Genomic DNA, 18,681 nt, shown 5'->3' with positions numbered 1-18,681 from the left:
GTCGTTACCGGCCGGTAACGTCCACTATCGGAGCAGGCGGGCGACAGCCCGCGCCCTTTGTGCGTGGAGGTGGGTTGACGATGGACATCGTCGTTCTGGTCAAGCAGGTCCCCGACTCCGGGAGCGAGCGCAACCTGGACCCGGCGGACAACACCGTCGCCCGGGGGAGCGCGGACAACGTCGTCAACGAGATCGACGAGTACGCCATCGAGGAGGCCCTCGTCCTCAAGGAGGCCCACGGCGGCGAGGTCACCGTGCTCACCGTCGGCCCGGACTCGGCGGCCGACGCGATCCGCAAGGCCCTGTCGATGGGCGCGGACAAGGCCGTGCACGTGGTGGACGACGCCATCCACGGCGCCTGCGCCCCGCAGACGAGCGCCATCCTGGCCGCGGCACTGCAGCAGATGCCGTTCGACATCGTGCTGTGCGGTGCCGAGTCCACCGACGGCCAGCTGTCGGTGATGCCGGCGCTGCTGGCCGAGCGGCTGGGCATCCCGCAGCTGTCGGGCGCCCGCAAGCTCACCGTCGAGGGCGGCGTGGCCCGGGTCGAGCGGCAGACCGACGGCGGCTTCTGGGCGCTGGAGGCGCCGCTGCCGGCGGTCGTGTCCACCTGGGACACCATCAACGAGCCGCGCTACCCCTCCTTCAAGGGGATCATGGCCGCCAAGAAGAAGCCGGTGGAGAAGAAGTCGCTGGCCGATCTCGGCATCGACCCGGCGACCGTGGGCCTGGCGACGGCGACCAGCCAGGTCATCGACTTCGCCGGCCGCCCGCCCAAGGGCGCCGGGGTCAAGGTCAACGACGAGGGCGACGGTGCCGCCCAGCTGGTCGACTTCCTGGCCGCCCAGAAGATCGTCTGACCCGGACCGGATTCGAAGGAGAGAGGTAGTTCCCATGGCTGAGGTCCTGGTCCTCGTCGAGCTCAACCCGACCGGTGAGGGGGTGCGCAAGACCACGCTGGAGGCGCTGACCGCCGCCCGTGCGCTGGGTGAGCCCGCGGCGGTCGTCGTCGGCGGCCCCGGCTCGGCCGCCGCCGCCAAGGCGCAGCTGGCCGAGTTCGGCGCGCAGAAGGTCTACGTCGCCGAGTCCGAGGAGGTCGACTCCTTCCTCGTCGCCCCCAAGGCCGAGGTGCTCGCGCGGCTGGTGGCCGAGAAGTCGCCGGCCGCGGTGGTCATCCCGTCCTCGCCGGAAGGCAAGGAGGTCGCCGGCCGGCTGGCCATCAAGACCGGCAGCGGGTTCCTGACCGACGTCACCGAGATCGCGCCCGACGGCACCGCGACGCAGGTCGCCTTCGCCGGGGCGACGATCGTGCACTCCAAGGTCACCGTCGGCACCCCGATCTACACCGTGCGCGGCAACTCGGTCACCCCCGAGCCCGCGCCCGGCGCGGCCGAGGAGGAGCAGGTGGCGGTGCAGCTGTCCGACGCGGCCCGCGCCACCCGCGTCGTCGACCGGGTCGTGGAGCAGAAGTCCTCCCGCCCGGAGCTGACCGAGGCCTCCATCGTCGTCTCCGGTGGTCGCGGCGTCGCCTCGGCGGAGAACTTCTCCATCATCGAGGCGCTCGCCGACTCCCTCGGTGCGGCGGTCGGCGCCTCCCGTGCCGCGGTCGACTCCGGCTACTACCCGCACACCTTCCAAGTCGGGCAGACCGGGAAGACCGTCAGCCCGCAGCTGTACATCGCCGTCGGCATCTCCGGCGCCATCCAGCACCGGGCCGGCATGCAGACCTCCAAGACCATCGTCGCGGTCAACAAGGACCCCGAGGCGCCGATCTTCGAGCTCGCCGACTTCGGCGTCGTGGGCGACCTGAACACCGTCGTCCCGCAGGCCACCGAGGCCATCACCGCCCGCAGATAGAGGACCCCCCTGCCCCCCACCGCTCGCAGGCTCGCGGTGGGGCCCTGCAGGGGGCCACAGCGAGGCCGTTCCAGTAGGTCGCCGCGTCGAGCGCCGGTTCCCTCCGGGGGCCGGCGCTCGACGGCTGTCCGGCGGGAAGCGTCCGGGGGCCGACCGGGTTGGCGGAGAGGTGGGCGGAAGCGTGGTGCCGGGGATCCTCGACCAGGCACACCGGCGGACGACCGCGGGCCTGCTCATGCTCGTCACCTTCGTCGCGTTCGAGGCCATGGCCGTCGGGACGGCGATGCCCACCGCGGTCGTCGAGCTCGACGGGCTGGCCTGGTACGCCTGGCCGTTCAGCGCCTTCCTCGTGGCCTCGGTCGTCGGCATGGTCGTCGGCGGGGACGCCGGCGACCGCCGCGGTCCCCGGATCGCGCTGCCCTGGGGGGTCGCGGCCTTCGCGGCGGGACTGCTGGTCGCCGGGTTGGCCGGGAGCATGGCGGTCTTCGTCGCCGGACGGGCGTTGCAGGGGCTCGGCGCCGGCGTCATGGTGGTCCTGCTGTACGTCATCGCGGGACAGGCCTACGAGTCGTCGCTGCGGCCCCGCCTGTTCGGCGCCATCTCCGCGGCGTGGGTGCTCCCGGCCCTGGTGGGTCCCGTCCTGGCCGGGCTCGTGACCACGCACGCCAGCTGGCGGCTGGTCTTCCTCGGCCTGCTGCCGCTGATCGTCCTCGGCGCCGTCCTGGTGCTCTCGGCCGGCCGGTCGCTGACCGCGCCGGACTCCCCGCCACCCCCGGCGCGGGGACGGCGCTGGTGGGCGGTCCTCGCCGGTCTCGGGATCGCGGCGCTGCAGTACGCCGGCCAGCGCCTGGACCTGCCGGCGGTGCCCGTCGCCGTCCTCGGCGCGGCGGCCCTGGTCGCCGGCCTGCGCCCGCTGCTCCCACGCGGAACCGCCCGTGTCGCGCGGGGCCTGCCGGCGGTGGTCGCGTCCCGCGGGCTCCTGGCCGGCGCCTTCTTCGGCATGGACGCGTTGATCCCGCTGCTGCTGACCAGCGTGCACGGCCACAGCCCCACCGCCGCAGGCCTCCCGCTGACCGCCGGCGCGGTGGGCTGGGCGCTGGCCTCGCAGCTGCAGGGCCGTTTTCCGCAGGTGCCGCGGGAGCGGCTGCTGCGCCTCGGGTTCGTGCTGCTCGCCGCGGGGTTGGCCGCGACCGTGCTGGCCGCGGTCCCCGCGCTGAGCGGCTGGCCGGCGTACCTGACCTGGGCGGTCGCCGGTCTGGGCATGGGGTTCGGCATGCCCAGCGTCGGCGTGCTGCTGCTGGAGCAGTCCCCGGAGCACCGCAGGGGTGCGGACTCGGCCGCGCTGCAGATCGCCGACGTGACCATGTCGGCCCTGTGCATCGGGCTGGCCGGCGTCCTCGTCGCGGCGGCCACGGAGGGGCTGCTCGGCCTGCCTGCGGCGGTGGCGGCGTCCGTCGCCGTCTGCACCGCCCTCGCGCTGCTGGGCGCGCGGCTGGCCGGACGGGCGGCTGTTCCGCCGCGGGAGGCGGTCCCCGGCGCCGGGACTACCCTGGCGGCGTCATGAGCAGCTCCGAGGCGGTCTACCTGGACCACGCGGCGACCACGCCGCTGTTGCCCGCGGTGCTGGCCGCGATGACCGAGCAGCTGGGCCGCGTGGGCAACGCCTCCTCGTTGCACGCCAGCGGCCGGGCCGCCCGCCGGGTCGCCGAGCAGTCGCGCGAACGGCTGGCCGAGGCGCTGGGTGCGCGCCCGTCGGAGGTGCTGTTCACCGGCGGCGGCACCGAGAGCGACAACCTCGCCGTCAAGGGCCTGTTCTGGGCCCGGCGCGACGCAGACTCCCGCCGCCGGCGCATCGTGATCAGCCCCGCCGAGCACCACGCGGTGCTCGACAGCGTCGAGTGGCTGGCCAAGCACGACGGCGCCGACGTCACCTGGCTACCCGTCGAGCCGACCGGCCGGGTCACCCCCGAGGCGCTGCACGCTGCGCTGGGCACCGGTGAGGACGTCGCCCTGGTCAGCGTCATGTGGGCCAACAACGAGATCGGCACGGTCAGCGACCTGGCCGCGCTCGCCGACGTCGCGCACGACGTCGGCGTCCCGGTGCACACCGACGCGGTCCAGGCGGTCGGGCAGGTGCCGGTCGACTTCGCCTCCAGCGGCGTCGACGCGCTGACCATGACCGGGCACAAGCTCGGTGGGCCGATGGGCGCCGGTGTCCTGCTGCTGCGCCGTGAGGCCGAGTGCACCCCGCTGCTGCACGGCGGCGGCCAGGAGCGCGACGTGCGCTCCGGCACCCTCGACGTCGCGGCGATCGTCGGCCTGCAGGTGGCCACCACTCTGGCCGTCGCCGAACGGGAGGACCGCGCCGCGCGGCTGGCCACCCTGCGCGACCGGCTGGTGGCCGGCGTGGTGGCGCAGGTGCCCGACGCCCAGCTCAACGGCGCCCCGCTGGACGACGTCGTCGCCGGTGGGCCGGGGCGGCTGCCGGGCAACGCGCACCTGTCCTTCCCCGGTGCGGAGGGCGACGCGCTGCTCATGCTGCTCGACGCCCGCGGCGTGGAGTGCTCCACCGGGTCGGCCTGCAGCGCCGGCGTTGCGCGGCCGAGCCACGTGCTGCTGGCCGCCGGCGCCGATCCCGACCGCGCGCGCAGCTCGCTGCGCTTCAGCCTCGGGCACACCTCGACCGACGCCGACGTCGACGCGGTGCTCGACGTGATCGGCCCGGTCGTGGAGCGAGCCCGGCGGGCCGGGATGGGGCGGCGGTGACCATGCGGGTGCTCGCCGCGATGAGCGGGGGAGTGGACTCGGCGGTCGCCGCCGCCCTGGCCGTGGACGCCGGGCACGACGTCACCGGCGTCCACCTCGCGCTCTCCCCGGACCGGCAGACCCTGCGCAGCGGCGCGCGCGGGTGCTGCAGCGTCGAGGACGCGCACGACGCCCGCCGGGTCGCCGACGAGCTGGGCATCCCGTCCTACGTCTGGGACCTCGCCGAGCGCTTCACCGAGGACGTCGTCGAGGACTTCGTCGCCGAGTACGCCGCGGGCCGCACGCCCAACCCCTGCCTGCGCTGCAACGAGAAGATCAAGTTCTCCGCGGTGCTGGACCGCGCGCAGGCGCTCGGCTTCGACGCGGTCGTCACCGGCCACCACGCGCGGCTGGCCGGCGGGGAGCTGCGGCGGTCGGTGGACGCGGCCAAGGACCAGTCCTACGTGCTCGCCGTCCTCACGGCCGACCAATTGGCAGGCGCGGTCTTCCCGCTGGGCTCGATGACCAAGCAGCGGGTGCGCGAGATCGCCGCCGAGCGCGGGTTCGCCGTGGCCACCAAGGCCGACTCGCACGACATCTGCTTCATCCCCGACGGCGACACCCGCGGCTTCCTCGCCCGGCGGCTCGGCGCGCAGCCCGGCCCGGTCGTGGACGCCGCCACCGGCGCGACGGTGGGCGAGCACGCGGGCGCCTACGGTTTCACCGTCGGCCAGCGCCGTGGCCTCGGCGTCGCGGTCGGCGACTCCCGGCCGCGCTACGTGCTCGGCATCGAGCCGGTGACCCGCACGGTGACCATCGGCACCGCCGACCTCGCCGGGGTGGGCGAGGTCCGCACCACGGCGCCGACCTGGACGGGCCCCGCGCCCGCGCTGCCGTTCCCCGCGGAGGTGCAGCTGCGGGCGCACGGCACCCCGGTGCCGTGCGAGGTGACCGCGGGGGACGAAGGCGGCCTGCGGCTGCTGCTGGGGTCTCAGCAGCGCGGTGTGGCGCCCGGGCAGTCGGCGGTGCTGTACGCCCCCGACGCCGAGCGCGGCGACCTGGTGCTGGGCCAGGGCACGGCCCTCGCCACGGCCCAGCCCTCGCCACGGCCTGGCGTCGGCCGGGCGTCGCAGGGCTACCGTCTCGGGCGTGGCAGCACCGATCGAGCCGGCGCCCGGACCGTCCCCCGAGGAGGGGACGCCCGCGCGCCCGTCGTGGGGACCGGCCACCGGTGTCGGCTCGCTGCCCGGCACCGACCCGGTCGAGGCGTTGCGCGTGGTCACCGGCGAGCTGCCCGACTTCGCCCACCTGCCCGAGCTGCCCGGCCGCGGCGCCGGCGCGGACCTGGTCGGCCGCAGCGCCGCGCTGCTGGTGGACCTGGCCGTCGAGCTGACCCCCGCCGGCTGGCGACTGGTGCCGCGCGCGGGGATCGACCAGCGCCGCGCCGAGGAGCTCCTGGCCCGCGACCTCGACGCGCTGCACGACGTGGCCGAGGGCTACACCGGCCCGTTCAAGGTGCAGGCCGCCGGGCCGTGGACGCTGGCCGCCGGTCTGGAGCGCACCCGCGGCGACCGCGCCGTCGTCGACCCCGGCGCCCGCCGGGACCTCGCCCAGTCGCTCACCGAGGGCCTCGCCGCGCATGTCGCTGCCGTCACCGCGCGGGTGCCCGGCGCCCAGGTGGTCGTGCAGCTGGACGAGCCGTCGCTGCCCGCCGTCCTCGTCGGCGCGCTACCGACCGCGAGCGGGTTCGGCAAGCTGCCCGCCGTCGAGGCGGCCGTGGTGGAGCAGGAGCTCGCCGCCGTCGTCGGTGCGCTGCCGGGCCCCGTGGTGGTGCACTGCTGCGCCGACCGCGCGCCGCTGGAGCTGTTCCGCTCGGCGGGGGCGGACGCCGTCTCCTTCGACCTGGGGCTGGTGCAGGACCTCGACGCCCTCGGCACCGCGGTCGAGGCCGGTACGCACCTGTTCCCGGGCGTCGTCCCGGGCGCCGACGCCCCGCTGCCCGCGCCGAAGGCGACCGCGTCCCGGCTGCGGGCGTGGTGGCGGGAGCTCGGCTTCCCCGCCGACCGGCTGCACGAGGCGGTCACGCTCACCCCGTCCTGCGGGCTGGCAGGGGCGACACCGGGCCACGCGCGGGCAGCGATGACCCACGTACGCGAGGCCGCGCGGTACCTGCTGCCCGAGTGACGTACACGGCCGGGTGATCGTCGGTTCGCCGTCGGACCCGCCGGATACCGTTCCGCCGTGACCACCGACGCCGACCTGGACCAGCCGCCGGCCGACGCCCCCCGGGTGGAGGCCGCTGCCGAGCGGGCGGACGTCACCGAGCTCCCCGACGAGGCGCGGACCCGGCACCGCGACCTCTCGGAGGAGCTCGACCGCTACGCGTTCGCCTACTACGTGCAGGACGCGCCGCTGGTCAGCGACGGCCAGTACGACGAGCTCATGAGCGAGCTCAAGGCGATCGAGGCCGCCCACCCGGCGCTCGTCACGCCGGACTCGCCGAGCCAGAAGGTCAACGGTGGCTTCGCCGCCACGTTCGCCCCGGTGCGGCACCTGGAGCGGATGCAGAGCCTGGACAACGCGTTCTCCGGCGACGAGCTGTCCGCCTGGGCCGCCCGCGTCGAGCGGGAGGTCGGCTCCGCGGCGGTCTACCTGTGCGAGCTCAAGGTCGACGGCGTCGCGGTCGACCTGGTCTACGAGCGCGGCCGGCTGGTGCGCGCGGCCACCCGGGGGGACGGCGTCACGGGGGAGGACGTCACCGCCAACGTGCGCACGATGGACGACGTCCCGCAGCAGCTCACCGGCGACGACATCCCGCCGCTGCTCGAGGTGCGCGGCGAGATCTACTTCCCGATCGCCGGCTTCGCCGACGTCAACTCGGGCCTGGTCGAGCAGGGCAAGCCGCCCTTCGCCAACCCGCGCAACGCCGCGGCCGGGTCGCTGCGGCAGAAGGACGCGCGGGTCACCGCCTCCCGCCCGCTGCGGCTGGTCGTGCACGGGCTCGGCGCGCGAGAGGGGTTCACGCCTGACCGGCAGTCGGCGGCCTACACGAGGCTGCGCGAGCTGGGCCTGCCGGTGAGCGACCGCTTCGAGGTGCTCGACGACCTCGAGGGCGTGTGGGCCTACATCGAGCGCTACCGCGAGCAGCGGCACTCGGTGGAGCACGAGATCGACGGCGTGGTGGTCAAGGTCGACCAGGTGGCGCTGCAGCGCCGGCTGGGCTCGACCTCGCGCGCGCCGCGGTGGGCGATCGCCTTCAAGTACCCGCCGGAGGAGGCCACCACCAAGCTGCTCGACATCCGGGTCAACGTCGGGCGCACCGGGCGGGTCACGCCGTTCGCCTACATGGAGCCGGTGAAGGTCGCCGGGTCGACGGTGCAGCTGGCCACCCTGCACAACGCCAGCGAGGTCAGGCGCAAGGGCGTGCTGATCGGCGACACCGTCGTCATCCGCAAGGCCGGCGACGTGATCCCCGAGGTGCTCGGGCCGGTGGTCGCCGCGCGCACCGGCGCCGAGCGTGAGTTCGAGATGCCCACGCACTGCCCGGAGTGCGGCACCGAGCTGCGGCACGAGAAGGAGGGCGACGCCGACATCCGCTGCCCGAACGCCCGGTCCTGTCCCGCGCAGCTGCGGGAGCGGGTCTTCCACGTGGCCGGCCGCGGCGCCTTCGACATCGAGAACCTCGGTTACGAGGCGGGCATCGCGCTGCTGCAGGAGCACCTCATCGAGGACGAGGGCGACGTCTTCTCCCTGGACGAGGCCGCGCTGTGCCGAACGGCGTTCTTCACCAAGAAGGACGGCACGCTGTCGGCCAACGGGCGCAAGCTGCTGGCGAACCTGCAGACCCGCAAGGACGTCCCGCTGTGGCGGGTGCTGGTCGCCCTGTCCATCCGGCACGTCGGACCGACGGCCGCGCAGGCGCTGGCCCGCGATTTCCGCTCGCTCGACCGGATCGCCGAGGCGTCCGAGGAGGAGTTGGCCGCCGCCGACGGCGTGGGGCCGACCATCGCGCGGTCGGTCACGGAGTGGTTCGCCGTCGACTGGCACCGCGGGGTGGTCGAGAAGTGGCGGGCGGCGGGGGTGCGGATGGCCGACGAGGGGGATGACGCCGGGCCGGGTCCGCTGACCGGGGTGACCGTCGTCGTCACCGGGTCGCTGCGCGACCACAGCCGCGACCAGGCGATCGCCGCCATCCAGGAGCGCGGCGGCAAGGTGACCGGCTCGGTGAGCAAGAAAACCGGCTTCGTCGTCGTGGGCGCCGACCCGGGCAGCAAGTACGACAAGGCGGTGCAGGTCAAGGCGCCCATCCTGGACGCCGACGGCTTCCGGGTGCTGCTGGAGGAGGGGCCGGAGGCTGCCCGCGCCGTGGCGACGATCGGCGACGGCAGCGAGCCGGCTGCCGAGGCGTCGGCCTCCGACACCGCAGCTTCCGACGACGCGGCGACCACTGACGACGGTCCCGGTCGTCCTGTCGCCGAGCCCGGTCGGGGAGCCGGGTGACGAAGTCGCCGTGCGGCGGCGCCTTGAGGGGGCGCATCGGCACCGGACCCTCGAGAGTTCGCCTCGGGCCGCGGGTCGCTCAGTAGGGCGGGGGTTGGGTGGTGGCGGTCAGGCCGGTGGGGGTAGTGACGGTGAGGCTGCCGTCGGGGGCCAGGTCGTGTCGCCAGCCGGGGGCCTGGTGTTTGCCGCGGTGGTCGCCGGTGCAGTAGCCGGCCAGGTTGGCTGCGGCGGTCCCCCCACCCTCGGCGTGCGGCCGGTGGTGGTCCAGTTCGCCGGCCTTGGGCACGCGGCGGCGGCAGCCGGGAAAGCGGCAGCGCCGGTCGCGGGCGCGGACGAACCGGTCCAGCGCCGCACCCGGCGCGTAGGCGTCGGTGGGGCCGGGCCGGCCGAGACCAGGGCGGCCGGTCAGGTCGTGGCCGCAGGCTTCCGGCCGGCGCCGGCACGCCGGTCGCCCACAGGTGCCGGTGCGCCGAAGCTGAGGCAGGTCGGTCAGCGTCAGCAGGGCGCCGGTGATCGCGTCGGTGACCGCGATGCGGGGCTGGTCGGCCAGCCCACCCCCGCCTGTGGCCATCAGCAGCGCGGCCAACTCCTCACGCTGGGTGTCGGCGGCCACCGCGAGGGCGGCGAGGGCGTCGTCGGCGGCGGTGACCCGCCCGGCGGTGCTCACCTCCCAGACGGCCTCGTCGGCGGCGTCGGCCTTCTGCGCGGTGCGCACCATCCGCCTGGCCGCGCCCAGCGCCAGCCGGGCGGCGTGCACCGTCGCACCTGCCTGGTCCACCGCGCAGTCGGCGGCCGCCCACCAGCCACCGCCGGGCGGATCACCGTCCGGCGACGCCGAACCATCGGCATCGGCATCGGCATCGGCATCGCTATCGGGATCGGGTGCGGGCAGGTGCTGGTCGTGGCCGTTGTCGTGGTCGTGGTCGTGGTCGTCGAGCCACTCACAGGGGTCGTGCCAGGGACCGGCGTCCCACTCGCTGGGGTCCGGTGGCCCACCGGGGAGCCAGCCAGGGTCATCGGGGGCGGGGTCATCGCCGAAGCCGGAGCGCACCAGCTCCTGCAGCCACTGGTCGAAGTCGAAGCCGCTCAACTCCTGGGCGGCCCGCTCGACCGGGCCGCCCTCGACATCGTCGGGCCAGGATGTGCCCCCGGCCGACGACGCGGTGTCGTTCGGCTCCGTGTCGACCGGTCGGGTCTCCATGTCGGTGCCGACGGTGCTGCCCGTGGTGACCGCTGAGTCGTCGGTGGTCGCGCTGTCCTCCGGCGATCCGGCCGCTTCGGTGACGATGCCGTCAGCCGCGGTGCCGTCCCTGGCGGTGCGGTCTGTGGTGATGTCCTCAGCACCGGACGGGGTGGTGTCCAGGCCGGCGAACGCGCGGGCCAGCTGGCGGGCCATCTCCGCCGGGACCGCCATGCCGTCCACCTCACCGAGCTGGTCGCCACCCAGGGCGGTGTGCACCGAGGCCACGATGGTCAGCAGCGCCTGTACCGGTGGGAGGTCGGTCTTCCCGGGGCGCAGCACCAAGTCCACGAGGGCGTCGACCATCTTCTGCCCGCGGGTGCGCACCGGCCCGCCGGGCTCGTCGACGAGCGCCTCGGCGCACTGCACCAGCGCGGCGTAGAAGGCCCTGGCCTCCGGCAGCGTGCACACCACCGTCACCGCCGCCATCCCGTCGGCCCGCTCCGGCCGGATCGAGATGCCGCGCTCCTTCAGCGCCCGGGCCAGCCGCCGCCCGGCCGCCGCGGCATCACGCCGAGCGACCACCCTGCGGGCCTTGTCGCCTAGCTGCGCCGGGGAGGTTACCGTCTGCCGCCGACCGACCCAGGCCAGCAGGTCGGCCTCGACCTCGGCGCGCAGCCGGTCATCGGCGATCGGGGCGACCTTGTCGAGCAGGTGCCACAGGTGCCCCCGGTGCAGCAGCCCGGACTCCAGCGCCGCCAGCGTGCCCGGCAGCCGGGTCACCAGCGTCAAGGACTCCTGCAGCAGGTCCTGCGCGGCCTGCTGGGTCAGGTTCACCGCGATCGCCAGCTCCGGCGTGGCCCACTCCGACACCGACCGCAGCACCTCCGGGCGGGCCGCCCAGCGTTCGGCGCTCATCGCGCCCCGCTCGCCCTGCTGCCGGTCCGTCCACGCCGGCCGCGACGCGGCGAACGCCGCCACCGCCCGCGCCCGCACCGCGACCTGCCGGGCGATCTCCCGGTCCGCGGCCTGCACCACCCCCAGCGGACCGGACGCCCACCCCACGGTGGGCGCAGCTTCGGCACCCGGGGTGCTGGTCCGCCCGCCGTCGCCCATGCAATCGATCATACGTTCGAACAGGGTGCTGCTGCAAGCGGAAAGCCCAGCTCAGGAAGGAGAAGTGGTGGCGGTCGACCGAGCGCGCGAGCGGCCGGTTAGCCGGCGAGGTGAGAGCTCAGGCCGGGGGCAGGTGGGCGACGCTGGCCGCGATGCCGGCGAGGTGGACCAGCCGCAGCAGCTCCGAGCGGCGGAACGCCGGCCCGCCGGAGCGGCCGATGACGACGGCCGTCCCGGGGTCGCCGAAGGGGGTGGCCATCATCTCGATGGCCATCTCCCGCCACCGCTCGGGAAGCCACTCCGCCTCGCTCGGCAGGAGCTGCGGCGCGGACATGGGCAGCCAGGGCAGGGTCATCTCGTCGAAGGTGGGCGCGGCCTCGGAGGCGGCGAGCACCTCGCAGGGACACCGCTGCGCGCCCCGGAGGACGACGGCCCAGCCGCTGTGGAAGACCCGAGGGAGTTCGGCGGCGAGCAGTTTCGCGGCGGTGTCCTCGGCCGCCCGGGCGAGCGCCTCCAGCAGCTCGAGCTCGCGGTGCATGTCGAGGGGGCCGGCGAAGGGGCGCAGCGACTCGACCTGCACCCCCGGCACCGACCGCGCGGCGGTGATCAGGCTGTCCGGCACCCGGCCCGTGGGCAGGTCCACGAGGATGTCGTCGACGGCTACGCCGCCACCGCGCTCCAGGACGTCGACGGAGACGATGTCCACGCCCGCCTCGCCGAGCGCGGTGGCCACCGCGCCGAGGATGCCGGGGCGGTCGGGCACGACCAGCCGAAGGAGATAGGACACGGTGCCTCCGGGTCAGCGGCCCCCTGCAGGGTCCCGCCGCGAGCTCGCGAGCGGTGGGGGGCAGGGGGTCCTTCTTCGATCTCCGTCGATCGCGGGCGGCGACAGCTTCCCCCATCGACGGCCCGCCGGTCGAGCGACCTGGCGCGGACCGCCTCCGGCCGACCGGCGCGACAGGCGCGGCACGTACAGTGGCGAGGTTCCGAACGTGGTGACGAGCGCCCGTCGGGCGCCGACCGAGGAGAGTCCCGCCCCCGCATGAGCACCCCCTCCCCGCAGGAGACGGCCGAGTCGCAGGCGTCCGCCGCGCTCGGCCGCGAGGACGTCGCCGGACCCGGGCGTGATGCCGTCGCCGGACTCGGGCGTGAGGACGTCGCGCAGCTGGCCCGGCTGGCCCGCCTCGCCCTCACCGACGAGGAGCTCGACCACTTCGCCGGGCAGCTGTCCGCGGTGCTCGACGCCGTGGCCGCGGTCGGGAAGGCCGACGCCGGCGACGTCCCGCCGATGACCCACGCGGTACCGCTGACCAACGTCACCCGCGAGGACGTCGTCACCCCGAGCCTGCCGCGCGACGTCGTCCTCGCGCAGGCGCCGGCGGCCGAGGACGACCGCTTCCGCGTGCCGCAGATCCTCGGGGAGGAGGAGTGACCGCCCCCGTGAACACCGACCTGACGCAGCTGGACGCCGCCGAGCTCGGCCGCCGGCTCGCGGCCGGGGAGACCGGCTCGGTCGAGCTGACCCAGGCCTACCTCGACCGGATCGCCGCGCAGGACGACGTCCTCGGCGCCTACCTGCACGTCGACGCCGAGGCCGCACTCGCCCGCGCCGGCGAGGTCGACGCCGCCCGCGCCGCAGGTGCGGAGCTCGGCCCGCTGGCCGGCCTGCCGGTCGCGCTCAAGGACGTCTTCGTCACCGAGGGCGTGCCGACGACCAGCGGCTCGAGGATCCTCGAGGGCTGGCGGCCGCCGTACGACGCGACCGTCGCCGCGCGGCTCAAGGCCGCCGGCACGGTGCTGCTGGGCAAGACCAACATGGACGAGTTCGCCATGGGCTCCTCCACCGAGAACTCCGCCTACCGCCCGACGCGGAACCCGTGGGACCCCGACCGGATCCCCGGCGGCTCCTCCGGCGGATCGTCGACCGCGGTCGCCGGCGGGCTGGCCCCCTGGGCGCTGGGCACCGACACCGGCGGCTCGATCCGCCAGCCGGCCGCGATGACCGGCCTGGTCGGGCACAAGCCCACCTACGGCTCGGTGTCCCGGTACGGGCTGATCGCGTTCTCCTCCAGCCTCGACCAGGCCGGCCCGATGGCGCGCACCGTGCTCGACGCGGCCGTGCTGCACGAGGCGATCGGCGGGCACGACCCCCGCGACTCCACCAGCATCGACGCCCCCGTGCCGGCCCTGGTGCGGTCCACGCAGGAGGGCGCCCGCGGTGAGCTGGCCGGCCTGCGGGTCGGCGTCGTCCGCGAGCTCGGCGGCGACGGGCACACCGACGGCTACGACCCCGGCGTCCTGGACCGCGTGCGGGAGACCGTCGAGCTGCTGGCCGGCATGGGCGCCGAGGTCCGCGAGGTGTCCTGTCCGGCGTTCGACCTGGCGCTGCCGGCCTACTACCTGATCGCGCCGAGCGAGGCGTCGTCCAACCTGGCCCGCTTCGAGGGCATGCGTTTCGGCCTGCGGGTGGGGGACGACGGCAGCCACTCCCTCGAGGAGGTCATGTCGCTGACCCGCGAGCAGGGCTTCGGCCCGGAGGTGAAGCGGCGGATCGTGCTCGGCACCTACGCCCTGTCCGCCGGGTACTACGACGCCTACTACGGGCAGGCGCAGAAGGTCCGCACGCTGATCACCCGGGACTTCACCAGCGCGTTCGACGACGTCGACGTGCTGGTCAGCCCGACCAGCCCGACGGTGGCCTGGCCGATCGGCGCGCGCGTCGACGACCCGCTGGCGATGTACGCCGCCGACCTGTGCACGCTGCCGGCCAGCCTCGCCGGGCTGCCGGCGATCTCGGTGCCGTGCGGGCTGTCCGAGGGGCTGCCGGTCGGCTTCCAGGTCATGGCCCCGGCGCTGGCCGACGACCGCTGCTACCGGGTCGCCGCCGCGGTCGAGGCGGCGCTGGACGCCACCCGCGGCTCCCGGTTCCTCGACGAGCTCACCCAGCGGACCGCGGCATGAACGGCGCGCTCAAGGCCGCCTGGGCCCTCACCGCGTTCGTCGTCCTCGTGGGCCTGGTCGGCTGGATCGTCACCGGCGAGGTGTTCTTCGCCGTCTTCATCGTCCTGGGTCTGCTCACCGCCGTCGGGGCCTGGCTGAGCGGCCGCAGCACCGGTCCGAAGGAGACCAACTCCAGATGAGCGACACCCTCGTCGACTACGACGAGACCCTCACCCGCTACGAGCCGGTCATCGGCCTGGAGACCCACGTCGAGCTGGGCACCGCGTCGAAGATGTTCTGCGGCTGCGCCACCACCTTCGGCGCCGAGCCCAACACCCAGACGTGCCCGGTCTGCCTGGGCCTGCCCGGCTCGCTGCCGGTGGCCAACGCCGCCGCCATCGAGGCGACCATCCGCATCGGGCTGGCGCTGGGCTGCCGGATCGCCTCGTGGTGCCGCTTCGCCCGGAAGAACTACTTCTACCCGGACATCCCCAAGGGCTTCCAGACCAGCCAGTACGACGAGCCGCTGTGCACCGCCGGCCACCTCGACGTCGAGGTCGACGGCGAGACCTACCGGGTGGAGATCGAGCGGGTGCACCTGGAGGAGGACACCGGCAAGAACCTGCACGTCGGCGGGGCCACCGGCCGCATCCACGGCGCCTCGCACTCGCTGGTCGACTTCAACCGGGCCGGCATCCCGCTGGTCGAGATCGTCACCCGGCCGATCCCCGGCGCGGGCGCCAAGGCCCCGGAGGTCGCCCGCGCCTACGTCAGCGAGCTGCGCGACATCATCCAGACCCTCGGCGCCTCCGACGTCCGGATGGAGCAGGGCAGCCTCCGCTGCGACGTGAACACCTCCCTGGCTCCGGTCGGCAGCCTCGAGTGGGGTACCCGCACCGAGACCAAGAACGTCAACTCGCTGCGCAGCGTCGAGCGGGCCGTCCGGTACGAGATGCGCCGCCAGGCCGCCGTCCTCGACGCGGGCGGCCGGGTGCTGCAGGAGACCCGGCACTTCCACGAGGACACCGGCAGCACCTCGCCGGGACGGAGCAAGGAGGAGGCCACCGACTACCGGTACTTCCCCGAGCCCGACCTGGTGCCGATCGCCCCGGACGCCGAGTGGGTGGACGAGCTCGCCGCCGAGCTGCCGGAGCTGCCGGTCGCCCGCCGCGCGCGGCTGCAGCAGGAGTGGGGCCTGTCGGTGACGGAGATGGCCTGGCTGGTCAACGCGGGTGCGCTCGGACTGGTCGACGCCACCGTGGCCGCCGGCGCCACCCCGGCCGACGCCCGCAAGTGGTGGCTCGGCGAGCTGGCCCGTCGCGCCAACGACGCCGGCGCGGAGCTCGCCGAGCTCGCCGTCACCCCGCGGCAGGTCGCCGAGCTGACCCGCCTGGTCGCGGAGGGCACGATCAACGACCAGCTGGCCCGGCAGGCGCTCGACGGCGTGCTCGCCGGCGAGGGCGACCCGGCGCAGGTGGTCGAGGCCCGCGGCCTGGCGGTGCTGGGGGAGTCCGACGAGCTGGTCGCCGCGGTGGAGGCCGCGATCGCCGGAGCGCCCGACGTCGTCGCCAAGGTGCAGGGCGGCAAGGTGCAGGCCCTCGGCGCGCTCGTCGGCGCGGTGATGAAGGCCACCCGCGGCAAGGCCGACGCCGCGACGGTGAAGCGCATGCTCGAGGAGCGCGTGGTCGGGAGCTGACTCCCGCGATCATGGCGCCGTGACCACCTCGTCCACCGCGAGGGTGGTCGCAGCGCCATGATCATCGAGGGGCTGCTACAGCGGCGAGTCGGACGCCCCGCCCGGCGGGAAGACGCGCAGCACCCGGTCGTCGTCCTCGGCCGGGGTACCGATGCCGTCCTTGTTCGACGTCGTGACCCACAGCGCGCCCTCGCCGTCGAGGACGACGGTCCGCAGCCGGCCGTACCGGTCGGTGAGGAACGCGCCCGGCTCCTCGGCCAGCACGCCGCCGCCGTCGAGCTGCACCGTGTGCACCCGCCGGCCGTCCAGGGAGCCGAGGAACACGGTGCGGCCGGCGACCGCGCAGCCGCCGAGCCCGCCTCCCTCCGTCGGGAACTGCACGACCGGGCCGGTGCTCGCCGGGCCCGCCGTCGGCCAGCCGGCGTCGCCGCCCTCGACGACGGCGTTGAGCTCGTCGGGCCCGGACGCGGCGTCGTCGGTGGCGTACAGCGATGCCTCGCCGCCCACGCACAGCGCGGTGACGTCGGCGTGGCCGGTGCTGTGCACGGGGTCCGCGCCCACCGGGCGGCCGAACACGTCGACGTGCAGCACCTTGCCGGCCAGCGACGCGGGGTCCTGGGCCAGGCCTGCGTTCCCGGTGTCGCCGGTGCCCACGAACAGCGTGCCGTCGGCGGCGAAGACCAGCCCACCGCCGTTGTGCGTCTCGCCGCGCGGGATGCCGGTGAGCACCGGGTTCGGGATGCCGCCCATCGGGAAGCGGACCACCCGGTTGTCGGTGGCCGTCGAGACGTAGGCGTAGAACAGCCCGTCCTCGGAAAAGGTGGGCGAGAGCGCCAGCCCCAGCAGCCCGCCGTCGCCGGCGGCGTCGATGCCGCCGACGGTCATGAGCTCGCGGGCGGGGGAGCGGTCCGGGAAGACCTGCAGCAGCCGCCCGGTCTCCCGCTCGCCGACGACCGCGGTGCCGTCGGGCAGCACGACCAGGCCGGTGGGGACGGTGAGGCCGGAGGCCACCACGTTCGGGTCGCCGCCGTCCTCCTCGCCCTCCGGGTCGGCCGGGTCCCCCGGGCCGGGTGCCTGCGGGGACTCCGTGGGCGGCCCCACCTGGGGCGGCGGGCCCTCCGGCTGCGGCCGGAAGGGGCCGGCCGGCTCGTAGCCGTCGCTGCCGCAGCCGGCCAGGACGACGGCGAGCAGGGCGGCGGCGGCCAGGCCCCGTCCCCCTCGCGTGTGCTGCCGGCTCACTCCTCGAACAGTACGTGCGCCCGACGGCCCCGTCCCGGGTCCCGCACCGAGCCCGCGAGGGTGGGGAGGACGGGGTCCTCCTAGGGTCGGGGGCCGTGCCCACCGAGTTCCGTGGTTCCTCCGTCGTCGGCCCCGACGAGACGCTGCACGTCCTCGTCCCCACCCCGGCGCTGGCCGAGGAGGTCGAGCGACTGTCCCCACGGGTGCGCGCGTACCCGGTGGACGCCGACGCCGGCCTCCCCACCGGCGAGGCCACCCGGGCGCAGGTCTGGGTGCCGCGCGTCAACCGCGCGACCCTGCCCGGGAACGGGTTCCTCGACGCGCTGCCCCGGCTGCGCCTGGTGCAGCTGCTCAGCGCCGGCGCCGAGCGGTTCGTCGGGCGCCTGCCCCGGGGCGTGCTGCTCTGCAACGCCCGTGGTGCCCACACGCCCTCGACCGCGGAGTGGGCGGTCACCGCGACGCTGGCGGCCCAGCGCGGCATCCCGTTCTTCGTCCGGGAGCAGGACGCCGGCCGCTGGTCGTTCGCCACCCACTCCTCCCTGGTCGGTGCCCGCGTGCTCGTCCTGGGCGCCGGCGACATCGGCCGCACGATCGGCCGGATGCTCGCGGGCTTCGACGTCGAGCTGACCTCGGTCGCACGCAGGCCACGGGAGGGGGTCCACGGCACCGACGAGCTGCCCCGGCTGCTGCCGGTGGCCGACGTGGTGATCGTCGTCGTGCCGCTCACCCCGGCCACGACCGGCATGGTGGACGCCGCCTTCCTCGCCGCCATGCCCGACGGCGCGCTGCTGGTCAACGCGGCCCGCGGCGCCGTCGTCGACACCGATGCACTCCTCGCCGAACTGACGGCGGGCCGGCTGCGCGCCGCCCTGGACGTCACCGACCCGGAGCCGCTGCCGCCGGGCCACCCGCTCTGGTCGGCGCCCGGACTGCTGCTCACCCCGCACGTGGCCGGGGAGGTCCCGGGAACCGACGCGCGTGCCGCGGCCGCCCTCACCGCGCAGCTGGCCCGCGTGCTGGCCGACGAGCCGTTGGTCAACGTGGTGGACGCCTACTGACAGCGGTGGTCGGGTGAATTGATGGGTGGGTACGGCCCGGGCCATGCGGGCGTATTCGGTGGATCTTCGGGAGAAGCTGCTGGCGGCAGTGGACGCCGGAATGAGCCGGGAGCAGGCGTCATCGGTGTTCGGTGTGTCGGTGCCCAGCATCGAGCGGTACGTGCGGTTGCGCCGCCAGACCGGCAGCTTGGCGCCACGGCGGGCGATCAAGCCCGGTCCGGCGGCGGTCAAGACCGAGGCGGTGCGCGCCTGGCTGCCCGGCCGACTGGCGCAGTGCCCGGAGGCGACGCTGGCCGAGCACGCCGCGGCGTTCACCGCCGCCACCGGCATCGAGGTGTCGCCGGCGACGG

The 18,681-nt window shown here is 75.2% G+C and carries 15 protein-coding genes and 1 pseudogene; 13 read left to right on the top strand and 3 right to left on the bottom strand.

Annotated elements, in window-relative coordinates:
* Positions 1–80 precede the first annotated feature (80 nt).
* From BUB17_RS13585 to ligA, 7 genes and pseudogenes are all read left to right on the top strand, one after another.
* Complete coding sequence (locus tag BUB17_RS13585) at positions 81–860, top strand: electron transfer flavoprotein subunit beta/FixA family protein (RefSeq protein ID WP_072918778.1); 780 nt, start codon at positions 81–83, stop codon at positions 858–860.
* Between the two features lie 34 nt (positions 861–894).
* Complete coding sequence (locus tag BUB17_RS13580) at positions 895–1,857, top strand: electron transfer flavoprotein subunit alpha/FixB family protein (RefSeq protein WP_072918776.1); 963 nt, start codon at positions 895–897, stop codon at positions 1,855–1,857.
* Between the two features lie 181 nt (positions 1,858–2,038).
* Complete coding sequence (locus BUB17_RS13575; protein WP_244277204.1) at positions 2,039–3,421, top strand: MFS transporter; 1,383 nt, start codon at positions 2,039–2,041, stop codon at positions 3,419–3,421.
* Complete coding sequence (locus BUB17_RS13570) at positions 3,418–4,623, top strand: cysteine desulfurase family protein (RefSeq protein ID WP_072918773.1); 1,206 nt, start codon at positions 3,418–3,420, stop codon at positions 4,621–4,623. The genes BUB17_RS13575 and BUB17_RS13570 overlap by 4 nt, the downstream gene beginning before the upstream one ends.
* Positions 4,624–4,625: 2 nt before the next feature.
* A pseudogene (gene mnmA / locus BUB17_RS13565) lies at positions 4,626–5,669 on the top strand (tRNA 2-thiouridine(34) synthase MnmA); the annotation flags it as partial.
* A gap of 82 nt (positions 5,670–5,751) precedes the next feature.
* Positions 5,752–6,786 (top strand): methionine synthase, encoded by a 1,035-nt coding sequence (locus BUB17_RS13560; protein ID WP_208983397.1) that lies wholly within the window; start codon positions 5,752–5,754, stop codon positions 6,784–6,786.
* A 57-nt stretch (positions 6,787–6,843) separates the two neighbouring features.
* Positions 6,844–9,102: an NAD-dependent DNA ligase LigA gene (gene ligA, locus BUB17_RS13555; RefSeq protein ID WP_244277203.1), complete on the top strand. Its 2,259-nt coding sequence runs from the start codon at positions 6,844–6,846 to the stop codon at positions 9,100–9,102.
* A 79-nt stretch (positions 9,103–9,181) separates the two neighbouring features.
* Here ligA and BUB17_RS13550 read toward each other — a convergent pair whose 3' ends face one another.
* Positions 9,182–11,398: an HNH endonuclease signature motif containing protein gene (locus BUB17_RS13550; protein ID WP_141243025.1), complete on the bottom strand. Its 2,217-nt coding sequence runs from the start codon at positions 11,396–11,398 to the stop codon at positions 9,182–9,184.
* Between the two features lie 118 nt (positions 11,399–11,516).
* Positions 11,517–12,185, bottom strand: coding sequence for an ACT domain-containing protein (locus tag BUB17_RS13545; RefSeq protein ID WP_072918770.1), 669 nt, complete (start codon positions 12,183–12,185; stop codon positions 11,517–11,519).
* A 255-nt stretch (positions 12,186–12,440) separates the two neighbouring features.
* Here BUB17_RS13545 and gatC point away from each other — a divergent pair, with 255 nt between their 5' ends.
* Genes gatC through gatB form a run of 4 tightly spaced genes read left to right on the top strand, consistent with a single transcriptional unit; the run spans position 12,441 to position 16,034 of the window.
* Positions 12,441–12,830 carry an Asp-tRNA(Asn)/Glu-tRNA(Gln) amidotransferase subunit GatC gene (gene gatC / locus BUB17_RS13540; protein ID WP_072918768.1) on the top strand — a complete coding sequence of 130 codons (390 nt, stop codon included), beginning with the start codon at positions 12,441–12,443 and terminating at the stop codon, positions 12,828–12,830.
* Positions 12,827–14,359 (top strand): Asp-tRNA(Asn)/Glu-tRNA(Gln) amidotransferase subunit GatA, encoded by a 1,533-nt coding sequence (gatA, locus tag BUB17_RS13535; protein ID WP_083606328.1) that lies wholly within the window; start codon positions 12,827–12,829, stop codon positions 14,357–14,359. The genes gatC and gatA overlap by 4 nt, the downstream gene beginning before the upstream one ends.
* Positions 14,356–14,538 carry a hypothetical protein gene (locus tag BUB17_RS13530; RefSeq protein ID WP_072918766.1) on the top strand — a complete coding sequence of 61 codons (183 nt, stop codon included), beginning with the start codon at positions 14,356–14,358 and terminating at the stop codon, positions 14,536–14,538. Before gatA ends, BUB17_RS13530 begins: the two co-directional genes overlap by 4 nt.
* A complete protein-coding gene (gene gatB / locus BUB17_RS13525; protein WP_072918765.1) occupies positions 14,535–16,034 on the top strand; it encodes an Asp-tRNA(Asn)/Glu-tRNA(Gln) amidotransferase subunit GatB in 1,500 nt (499 codons plus the stop codon). The genes BUB17_RS13530 and gatB overlap by 4 nt, the downstream gene beginning before the upstream one ends.
* 75 nt (positions 16,035–16,109) lie before the next feature.
* Here the strand turns inward: gatB and BUB17_RS13520 are convergent, their stop codons facing one another.
* Entirely contained in the window at positions 16,110–17,273 is a 1,164-nt protein-coding gene (locus BUB17_RS13520; protein ID WP_072918763.1) for a PQQ-dependent sugar dehydrogenase, read from the bottom strand.
* Positions 17,274–17,368: 95 nt separating this feature from the next.
* On the opposite strand from BUB17_RS13520, the gene BUB17_RS13515 reads away from it, so the two are divergent.
* Both BUB17_RS13515 and BUB17_RS13510 read left to right on the top strand, forming a co-directional pair.
* Positions 17,369–18,331 carry a 2-hydroxyacid dehydrogenase gene (locus BUB17_RS13515; RefSeq protein ID WP_072918762.1) on the top strand — a complete coding sequence of 321 codons (963 nt, stop codon included), beginning with the start codon at positions 17,369–17,371 and terminating at the stop codon, positions 18,329–18,331.
* Between the two features lie 43 nt (positions 18,332–18,374).
* The coding region (locus BUB17_RS13510; RefSeq protein ID WP_244277202.1) for an IS630 transposase-related protein at positions 18,375–18,681 on the top strand (307 nt) is incomplete at its 3' end.

Source organism: Geodermatophilus obscurus (assembly GCF_900143215.1).
GTDB lineage: Bacteria > Actinomycetota > Actinomycetes > Mycobacteriales > Geodermatophilaceae > Geodermatophilus > Geodermatophilus obscurus_A.
This window is presented reverse-complemented; position numbering and strand designations above follow the sequence as displayed.

What these genes read in the sequence shown, in the direction of transcription:
- BUB17_RS13585 (WP_072918778.1), top strand. Translation starts at nt 81, where the DNA reads ATGGACATCGTCGTTCTGGTCAAGCAGGTCCCCGACTCCGGGAGCGAG.
- BUB17_RS13580 (WP_072918776.1), top strand. Translation starts at nt 895, where the DNA reads ATGGCTGAGGTCCTGGTCCTCGTCGAGCTCAACCCGACCGGTGAGGGG.
- BUB17_RS13570 (WP_072918773.1), top strand. Translation starts at nt 3,418, where the DNA reads ATGAGCAGCTCCGAGGCGGTCTACCTGGACCACGCGGCGACCACGCCG.
- BUB17_RS13550 (WP_141243025.1), bottom strand. Translation starts at nt 11,398, where the DNA reads ATGGGCGACGGCGGGCGGACCAGCACCCCGGGTGCCGAAGCTGCGCCC.
- gatC (WP_072918768.1), top strand. Translation starts at nt 12,441, where the DNA reads ATGAGCACCCCCTCCCCGCAGGAGACGGCCGAGTCGCAGGCGTCCGCC.
- BUB17_RS13530 (WP_072918766.1), top strand. Translation starts at nt 14,356, where the DNA reads ATGAACGGCGCGCTCAAGGCCGCCTGGGCCCTCACCGCGTTCGTCGTC.
- gatB (WP_072918765.1), top strand. Translation starts at nt 14,535, where the DNA reads ATGAGCGACACCCTCGTCGACTACGACGAGACCCTCACCCGCTACGAG.